General features: G+C 60.1%; 10 protein-coding genes and 1 pseudogene. 5 read left to right on the top strand and 6 right to left on the bottom strand.

The window, feature by feature from the left end:
• Window positions 1–307 precede the first annotated feature (307 nt).
• On the bottom strand, window positions 308–613 hold the full coding sequence (locus tag WFP78_RS23075) for an IS4/Tn5 family transposase DNA-binding protein (RefSeq protein ID WP_336966846.1): 306 nt from the start codon (window positions 611–613) through the stop codon (window positions 308–310).
• Between the two features lie 129 nt (window positions 614–742).
• Entirely contained in the window at window positions 743–1,834 is a 1,092-nt protein-coding gene (locus WFP78_RS23070; RefSeq protein WP_336966844.1) for an IS5 family transposase, read from the bottom strand.
• Between the two features lie 76 nt (window positions 1,835–1,910).
• Between WFP78_RS23070 and WFP78_RS23065 the strand changes: the two genes are divergently transcribed.
• From WFP78_RS23065 to WFP78_RS23055, 3 genes and pseudogenes are all read left to right on the top strand, one after another.
• The gene (locus tag WFP78_RS23065) at window positions 1,911–2,537 is read left to right on the top strand and encodes a TetR/AcrR family transcriptional regulator (RefSeq protein WP_336966842.1); all 627 of its coding nucleotides are present in this window, start codon (window positions 1,911–1,913) and stop codon (window positions 2,535–2,537) included.
• Window positions 2,538–2,650: 113 nt separating this feature from the next.
• A pseudogene (locus WFP78_RS23060) lies at window positions 2,651–2,944 on the top strand (IS110 family transposase); the annotation flags it as partial.
• A 38-nt stretch (window positions 2,945–2,982) separates the two neighbouring features.
• Window positions 2,983–3,378, top strand: coding sequence for a hypothetical protein (locus WFP78_RS23055; RefSeq protein ID WP_336966840.1), 396 nt, complete (start codon window positions 2,983–2,985; stop codon window positions 3,376–3,378).
• A 121-nt stretch (window positions 3,379–3,499) separates the two neighbouring features.
• On the opposite strand, the gene WFP78_RS23050 is transcribed toward WFP78_RS23055, so the two are convergent.
• On the bottom strand, window positions 3,500–4,066 hold the full coding sequence (locus WFP78_RS23050) for a TetR/AcrR family transcriptional regulator (protein WP_336966838.1): 567 nt from the start codon (window positions 4,064–4,066) through the stop codon (window positions 3,500–3,502).
• A 157-nt stretch (window positions 4,067–4,223) separates the two neighbouring features.
• Here WFP78_RS23050 and WFP78_RS23045 point away from each other — a divergent pair, with 157 nt between their 5' ends.
• Together WFP78_RS23045 and WFP78_RS23040 are read left to right on the top strand one after the other, a co-directional pair.
• Entirely contained in the window at window positions 4,224–4,463 is a 240-nt protein-coding gene (locus WFP78_RS23045) for a hypothetical protein (protein WP_336966836.1), read from the top strand.
• On the top strand, window positions 4,463–5,017 hold the full coding sequence (locus WFP78_RS23040) for a hypothetical protein (protein ID WP_336966834.1): 555 nt from the start codon (window positions 4,463–4,465) through the stop codon (window positions 5,015–5,017). The genes WFP78_RS23045 and WFP78_RS23040 overlap by 1 nt, the downstream gene beginning before the upstream one ends.
• A 315-nt stretch (window positions 5,018–5,332) precedes the next feature.
• Here the strand turns inward: WFP78_RS23040 and WFP78_RS23510 are convergent, their stop codons facing one another.
• From WFP78_RS23510 to WFP78_RS23030, 3 genes are all read right to left on the bottom strand, one after another.
• Entirely contained in the window at window positions 5,333–5,476 is a 144-nt protein-coding gene (locus WFP78_RS23510; RefSeq protein WP_419723024.1) for a transposase DNA-binding-containing protein, read from the bottom strand.
• A 303-nt stretch (window positions 5,477–5,779) separates the two neighbouring features.
• Window positions 5,780–7,201 (bottom strand): efflux transporter outer membrane subunit, encoded by a 1,422-nt coding sequence (locus tag WFP78_RS23035; protein ID WP_336966832.1) that lies wholly within the window; start codon window positions 7,199–7,201, stop codon window positions 5,780–5,782.
• 1 nt (window position 7,202) lies between these two features.
• Window positions 7,203–7,420, bottom strand: a 218-nt coding sequence (locus WFP78_RS23030; RefSeq protein ID WP_336966830.1) for an efflux RND transporter permease subunit, incomplete at its 5' end; no start/stop codon positions are given.

Here is a 7,420-nt window from a genome sequence, read left to right as displayed (position 1 = left end):
CCAACCCTCCTCTTCGGAAAGCCGATTGAATCAGGAATAAATGCCGCTGTCTACAACCACCCGCACACAGGTCTCATTAGTCCTGCCCCGCCAAGTGATGTAGGTTCGAAGGTATACGGATTGATTGGCCGCGCGGCACCCTATAACTGCCGTAGCGGCCGGTCGACTCCACGCCCCCCCCCAATTGTCGCGCAGCACCCGATGCAGTTCCGTGACGTTTTAGGGTTTTCCGATGCTGATTGTGCATCGTACCGGCTCCTTGATCTTGGCGGCGGCCTTCTCGCACGCGGCAATGGTATCGCGGTTCTCACGAGCCATGTCGGCGGCGTCCACGATTGTCGCGACCACTGTTGACGCTTTTGGTGAAGCCGATGTCGTGCGGGTTCCGGCGCTGATAGGTAAACTCTGTCGTATCCTGAAGCACCAAGATCGGTCCGTCAGATGCGGCATACCGCGCCTTCGTTGCCTCGAGATGGCCTGCAAGGATGTCCCCTTCCTCGACCTTTGGGTTGGAAAAGAACCGATAAGCGGCTTTGGTGCTTGCCCAGTCCTGACAGGCCAGAGGGATTGTTCCTCCCATTCTGTCGCTCAGGCGGCAAAGCAAATCGGACACCTCGAAGAACCGGCTGATTCTGGCTTGAGCGGGCTGGTGCGGCGATGGCGGACGCACTGGTGTCGTCGGATTGTCGGATTTCCCGCTAATTTTGGGGTCTTCGCGCGGCTGTCGGGGCCGTTTTGGGCATTACGCGGGCGCAGTTCTCCCTTCGTGCCAGACGAGGCGTCTCAAGTTGTAGGCTAGGTTGGCCATGCCGATCTTCATCCTCGCGCGCTCGATGCCGATGGTGCGGACGAACAGGGCCATCCGCGATTTCTGCGTGGCGAAGACATGCTCGACGGCTGAGCGCACTTTCGAACGGGCGACGTTGGCGCGCTGGTGCCGCCGATCCATCGGCCGGCCCTTGGGCTTGCGGAAATGGATCATCGACTTGAGCTTGGCACGGCGGATCGCGGCCTCGTTCTTCGCCGAGCGATAGGCCGTGTCCGCCCATACCGACTGGGCGACGTTTTCGGTGTCGAGCACATCCTCAAACGGGCCGCTGTCGTGCTTTGCCGCGTGGGTCACCACCCATTTGCGGATGAACCCGAAGGTGCGGTCGATCCCAGCGTGGTTCTTGTAGCCGAACATCGGCACCATGATCTGCGCCGGAACCGCCACGCGCGCCTCGCCGGCCTCGCTGCGCTTCAAGCTCCCGCGCTTCATCGTCCAGCGCGCGTCGATGTCTTTCTGCGCGGCTTTGGCGGGGTCGTCAGGCCAGATCTCGTCGGCCGCCTTGCCCTCCTTGATCAGGGCCTTCTCCTCATCGGTCAGGTGCTGACGCGGCGCGGCAATCACCGTCGCGTCGATGATCTGCCCGCCTTGCGCCAGATAGCCGCCGGCCTTCAGCCGCGCATCGAACAGCGCGAAGAGCTTCTCGATCGCCCGGGCCTGCACCAGATGCTCGCGAAACAGCCAGATCGTCTTGGCATCGGGGCTCGGCGCATTGGGGGGCAACCCCAGGAACCGCATGAACGAGAGCCGGTCGCGGATCTGGAACTCCGCCTGATCGTCCGACAGATTATACAAAGCCTGCAAAACCAGGACCTTGAACATCAGCACCGGGTCGTACGGCGGACGGCCACCCTTCGAGCCGTCCGAGCGCTTCAGCGCCTTCTCCAGACGATAACGGAACGGCTCGAAATCGACCACCGCCGCCAGCGTCACCAGCGGATCGCCGCCCTTCGTCAGCCGCGCGAGATGCTCCTCGTAATCCCAAAATCCAGCCTGCCGCGCCATCACCGCCTCCGCTCGTCGTCGAACGCAGTGAATCACTCAGCGGCGCTGACCGCCAGACGTTTTTCGAGGCATCCGAGTGACCGAAAAGAAGCGAATTGGGCGTCCCCCTGGCGGCGATAGCGAAGAAACAAGACGGCGATTGCTGGATGCTGGGAAACTGATCTTTTCCAAGCAGGGTTATAGCTCGGCATCAAATAAGCTAATATCCGAGAAGGCTCAAGTGAGCCGAGGAGCAATTTATTATTATTTCCCAACAAAGCAGGCACTTTTTTTAGCAATACATCAGGAACTTCAGGAACTTCAACTGAATCCAAAAGAAGACATTGTCGAAAATGCAACGTCTTTCTCTCAAGCACTATTGACCATTTTAGAAGATATTATTGAATTTCGCATTGCACATCCTCATTCTTCTGCATTCTTTGCTGTAGTCCGCACCGAGGCTCGTCGAAACAGTGAGATAGCGGATGCACTGGAGGATGGTCGCTGGCTTGCACTTTACGATAACCTGATAAAACTGGGCATAAAAACTGGCGAAATTTCCGAATCCCAAAGTCATATGGTAAAAGCTGTACTTTCAGTTTGCCTCCTGGGGCTGACGCATCACAGTGCCGAGGCGACTCTGACTGCGCACAAAAACGCGGTAAAGGGACTTGGGCTTTTGGTCAAAGGAGAGCTTCTGTCGTCTAAGCCCGAAAGCGGCTAGAGTCCGATCCGAAAACTTTATTGAGCATGACGTGATGGGATGGACGGCCCCTGCACCAGCGTAGCTTAGCTGTGCGATGATGGCCGTAGAGCCACGTCTAGAGGAGTCGTCCCATGCAGGAGGTAGTAACCGTCGGATGGGATCTGGCGAAGAACGTATTTCAGGTTCATGCGATCGGCGCAGAAGGCAAGATTATCGAGCGCCGGCAGTTGCGGCGCGGGGAGGTCTTGAAGTTCTTTGGCGGATTGCCGCCCTGCCTCGTCGGCATGGAAGCGTGCGCGTCGGCGCACTACTGAGGCCGAGAGTTGATGAAGCTGGGCCCTGAGGTGAGGTTGATGCCGCCAGCTTATGTGAAGCGCGGGAAGACCGATGCCGTTGACACCTGGGCATGGCTGTCGGCCGAAACCATGCGGCAGTTCATCGTGAAGCGGATATAGACCGTGCCTTGCTGGCGGGCCGCGCGGGCGCGCGCCGGGAAGCGGCGATAGCGTTCCAGATGCGCCAGCAATTGCGCCTCCCAGCTTTGCGCGGCGATGCTTTTGGGCGCGGTCGTCTCGGGAACTGGAGGGCCGGGATCGACCACTTCCTCCACAGGCTCGTGCACCTTGCGCGTTATTGTGGAAGTGACAGGAAGCTGCACCAGCCGCGGCGGAACCACTATGTCCGGTTTCGGCTCCGGCTTCGCTTCCTGCCGTTCGCCCTGTTCGGAGCCGGGGGCGACCTCCTGGACCGGCTCTGCACAGCGAGCGGCAGCATCTTCACCACCAGCGGCGTGGACGGCGCGACAATCATCGGCTTGACCACGCGCGAGGTGAACTGGCCCCAACGCTGCCAAGCTTAACCGACTTTACGGCTGACCGATCATTCGAAGACGGCCATCCCGTATATTATCATCCCACCACCTATGCGATGTCTCAGGAGCTGGGGCGTTCCTTGCGCGATGCCGGATCAAACGGCCTCGTCTACGGCACCATGAACAACGCCATAAGCGATGCCATGATCCGATCGACAGCGACTTGCGTATTGATCCCCAATTCCTGATCGAGCAGCGGCCTTACCAATTGCGGCATCGCTACCACGCCCAGAAGCGAAACCGGCGCATAGTCACAGTCCATGGGTATGATGACTCCGTTGACGATCGCCTCCTGGAGCAAGGGCTGCATGGTAGCGAGATAGGGTTGCCAGATTCGCCGGGTGACGAGATCACGTCGTTCGCCTGGCCGCTCGATTTCCCGGATAAAAAAATGGCTGAGCGCAGGCATCTTGCAGTTAAAGGCGACGAACAGACGTAGCGCTTCCCGGCACCGCTTCGGAAATGGAGCGGGCTGATCAAGAGCCGTCCGCATGGCTTCGTAAATTTCTTCCAACTGGTCGCCAAGCGCATCGACCGTGGCGCGCCAGAGTCCCAGTTTCGAGCCAAAGCGGCGCGAGACAAGCGCCGGGTCAACCCCGGCGGAGAGTGCGATGTCGCGCAGACTTGTGCCGTCATAGCCCTTAGTTGCAAATGCAATGAGCGCGATATCTTCCACCCTGTGCGGATCGGGTGCTTCACTTGCGCGAGGCCGCCCTCTTCCTCTTGCCCGCCGGGAGTCGCGTCCCCCACTCTCAACCATTGACCTTGCCTCATCCACGCATTAAATCATCATATAATGATTTAATGCGTTCACTCTTTTCATGCAAGGCTCCATGTTCGAACTCCGGATCATTACTGCCGCCGATACCGATCCCGTTATCCACGCGATCGACACCGATGACGAGCAGGCAGCGATAGGTGCTGCACGGTTGCTCATTGCCGAAGCAATGGGTCGTCCTGGCAGTTTTGTGAGCATGGCCTCCAACGGCCGCTTTACGGCAGGCGCGGGGCTTTGGTCCCGTTCCGGCTATTACACATTGACGCCCCGTGCGTCGCTGAAGGGGAAACCCTGATGATGTTCCGCTTAAGCCATGCCTGCCATGCGGCATGCCGGGACCTGCCAATGCAGTTTGAAGAGATGCGCACAGCGATCGCCAACCTCTATCAGCATCATGATGTCCAGCCATCGATCCGGCTCGATCTGGAATGCAGGTTGTTCCTGTACTGGAGTATGGAAATCGGGCTAATCAACGCTCAGGGTAACAGGTTCGACCGATGGCGGGCAACGCGGTGTTTCGAGCGCAGCCTTCGGCAAATGCCGATACACCTGAAACATGGTGTCCTGCCGTACGGGGCGGGAATGGACGACATCTACCGGCAGCGCTATCGCGAGGTGCTACCGAAAATCCGGAACGTCTACGTTCGCCGGTGGAGCAATGGAAGTATCGAACTGCCGTTGACGCCGCGCGTTTCCAACCTCTTTCTTTGCTACACGGCGGAGCCGCTTGCGATGCGAACCTCTGGCCTTAGCAACACGCTCCATTCCATCCTTCGGTCAATCTGCGAAACCCAGGTAATGCAGATTCTGAATGACAGACAACGTCAGCGCGTGATAAAATTAAACTGATAGCAGTCCAGTCTGGAACACGACACACCTTCTTCTCGAGCCAGCGCATGCTTTCCTTGGTCTCAATGGGCACTCGTGTTTGGTCCCCTTCCGCTTGATCGCGAGGAGGCCCTTGAACTGGGGACGGCTCCAGAAGCCCGCCGCTGTCAGCCCTAACGGCAACCCTTCAAGTAGGATCGCAAGACTGGCCTGCATCAGCAGGCCGCACAGTTTGTGCTGTCGCCAGCCTCCGTCCTTGTCTCGCCCGCTGTTGACGTGTTTGGTATATCCGATGCTCTCCGTCGCTGCCCGCTGAAACACGGACTCAGTCGTGTCCTACAGCATCAAAAGCGTTCCTTCGGCGCCGCCGGCACGACACGCTGTCGCATGAAAATGTCCTGCCAGGATATGCTCTTCGCTGACCGAGGCGTTGGAAAAGAACCGATACGCCGCCTTGGTATTGGCCCAATCCTGACCGATCGCACCGCCCCAAACAGCCCATCAATCTACGGAAGCGCTCGCCCAGGCGCGCATCGCCAAACTCAGAAGCATCAATCTTTCTGCCGATCAACGAGCCGCTGTCGGGCTGGTCAATATCCATCACGCACGTTCCCTCTCTGGGTTTCGTACTCGGACAGGAATCACAGCCGACTCCTCGCCCGCCAATGCGGATGCGTCAAAAGCGAATCTCAGTCGAGATCAGATGTGGGTAATTGAAAGCCTCACCGGAGCAATACAATGCTTCGCGGCGGCGCCTACGACGATCATCGGCGCTTGGCATGGCTACTTCAGCCCGCCGCCCAATGCGCGATAAAGCTCCACGGCGTTGGTTTCGCGAACAAGGCGGGTGGCGAGCAGGCTCTGTTCGGCCGCATAGAGCGCGCGCTGGGAGTCCAGGGTCGTCAGGAAGGGATCGATGCCCGAGCGGAAACGCGCTTCGGACAAACGGTATGCGCCAGCGGCGGCCGTTCGCAAGGAGGATTGCGCCTCCATCTGGGCATCAATCGTGCCGCGCCTGGCAAGTGCATCGGCGACCTCGCGGAAACCACGCTGGATCGAACGCTCATATTGCAACAGCATCGCGTTGCGCGTCGCCTCGGCATAACGTAAATTGCCTTGCCTTCGACCGAAATCGAAGATGGGGACCGAGGCCGAGGGCGCCACCGACCAATAGTCGCTGCCGTTGCCGAACAGGTTGGACAGGCCCGAACTGATCGTTCCGAACGCGGCCGTCAGCGAGATGCTCGGGAAAAAGGCGGCGCGCGCGGCGCCGATATCGGCATTGGCCGCGCGCAGCTGATGCTCAGCGGCTGCGACGTCGGGGCGCTTCAACAGCACATTGGACGACAGTCCTTCCGGGAGATGTGCGATGGTCTCGCCGTCCGGCGCCAGTACGACGGGAGGCAGCTCCGGTTCGAGGGTTGTGCCAGCCAGGAGATCGAGCGCATTGCGGTCCTGTGCAACCAGCGTCGTCGTCTCGGCGATGTCGGAGCGTGCCTGGTCGAAGCTCGTCTGCGCCTGATGCACCTCGAGCTCTGAGGCGATTCCCCTGGCGAACCGCGCCCGCGTCAGTTCGAGGGTCTGCCCGAATGTTCTTTCCATTTCGCGTGCGATCCGCAGCCGTTCCTGATCGGCGGCCAGTGTCAGCCACGCGGTCGCCACTTCCGCGATCAATGCGGTCTGGGCGGCATTACGATTTTCGACCGACGCGAAATATTGCTCGAGCGCTGCCCTGTTGAGATTGCGGAGGCGACCGAACAAATCGATTTCCCAGGCGGAGATCCCGGCATTGGCCGTGTAGATGTCGGACCGACCGCCGATCGCGGCACCTCCGACACCGCCTCCGGCGGCGGGGACCCCACCGGGCAGATCCTGATAGGTCGCGCTGGCGTTCACGCCGAGGGTCGGGAACAGGTCCGAACGCTGCACCCGATAGAGCGCGCGCGCCTGCTCGACATTGGCGAGCGCGATCCGCAGGTCGCGATTGTTGTCGAGCGCGAGCTGAATGACGCTCCGCAATCGTGGGCTGGTGAAGAAGTCCTGCCAGGCCATGTCCGCCGGATTTTCGGTGTCCTGTGCTTCCGTTTTCCCCGAAGCGGGCAGGCCGGGAGGAACCGGCAGGACGGGCTGGACATATTTCGGCGCCATGTCGCAGGCCGAAAGACTGGTCGCGGCGGCGAGGGTCAGAAAGCGATATCCGCGCATCTCAGGCCTCCTGCGGTTCGAGGCTGGAGGGGGGCGCGTCTTTGCCGCCGGATGGTTCCGGCGCGCGTGGCGCATCCTGACGGAAGAGCTTCTTCACGACGAGGAAGAACATCGGCACGAAGAAGATCGCGAGCACGGTCGCGGTCAGCATGCCGCCCACCACGCTCCGTCCGATCGCATTCTGTCCGCCAGCGCCAGCGCCGGCCGATATGGCGAGCG

The sequence above is a fragment of the Sphingobium aquiterrae genome, from assembly GCF_037154135.1.
GTDB classification, from domain to species: Bacteria; Pseudomonadota; Alphaproteobacteria; order Sphingomonadales; family Sphingomonadaceae; genus Sphingobium; species Sphingobium aquiterrae.
The sequence above is the reverse complement of the archived record's forward strand: the minus strand, read 5'-3'. Positions and strand labels throughout refer to the sequence as shown.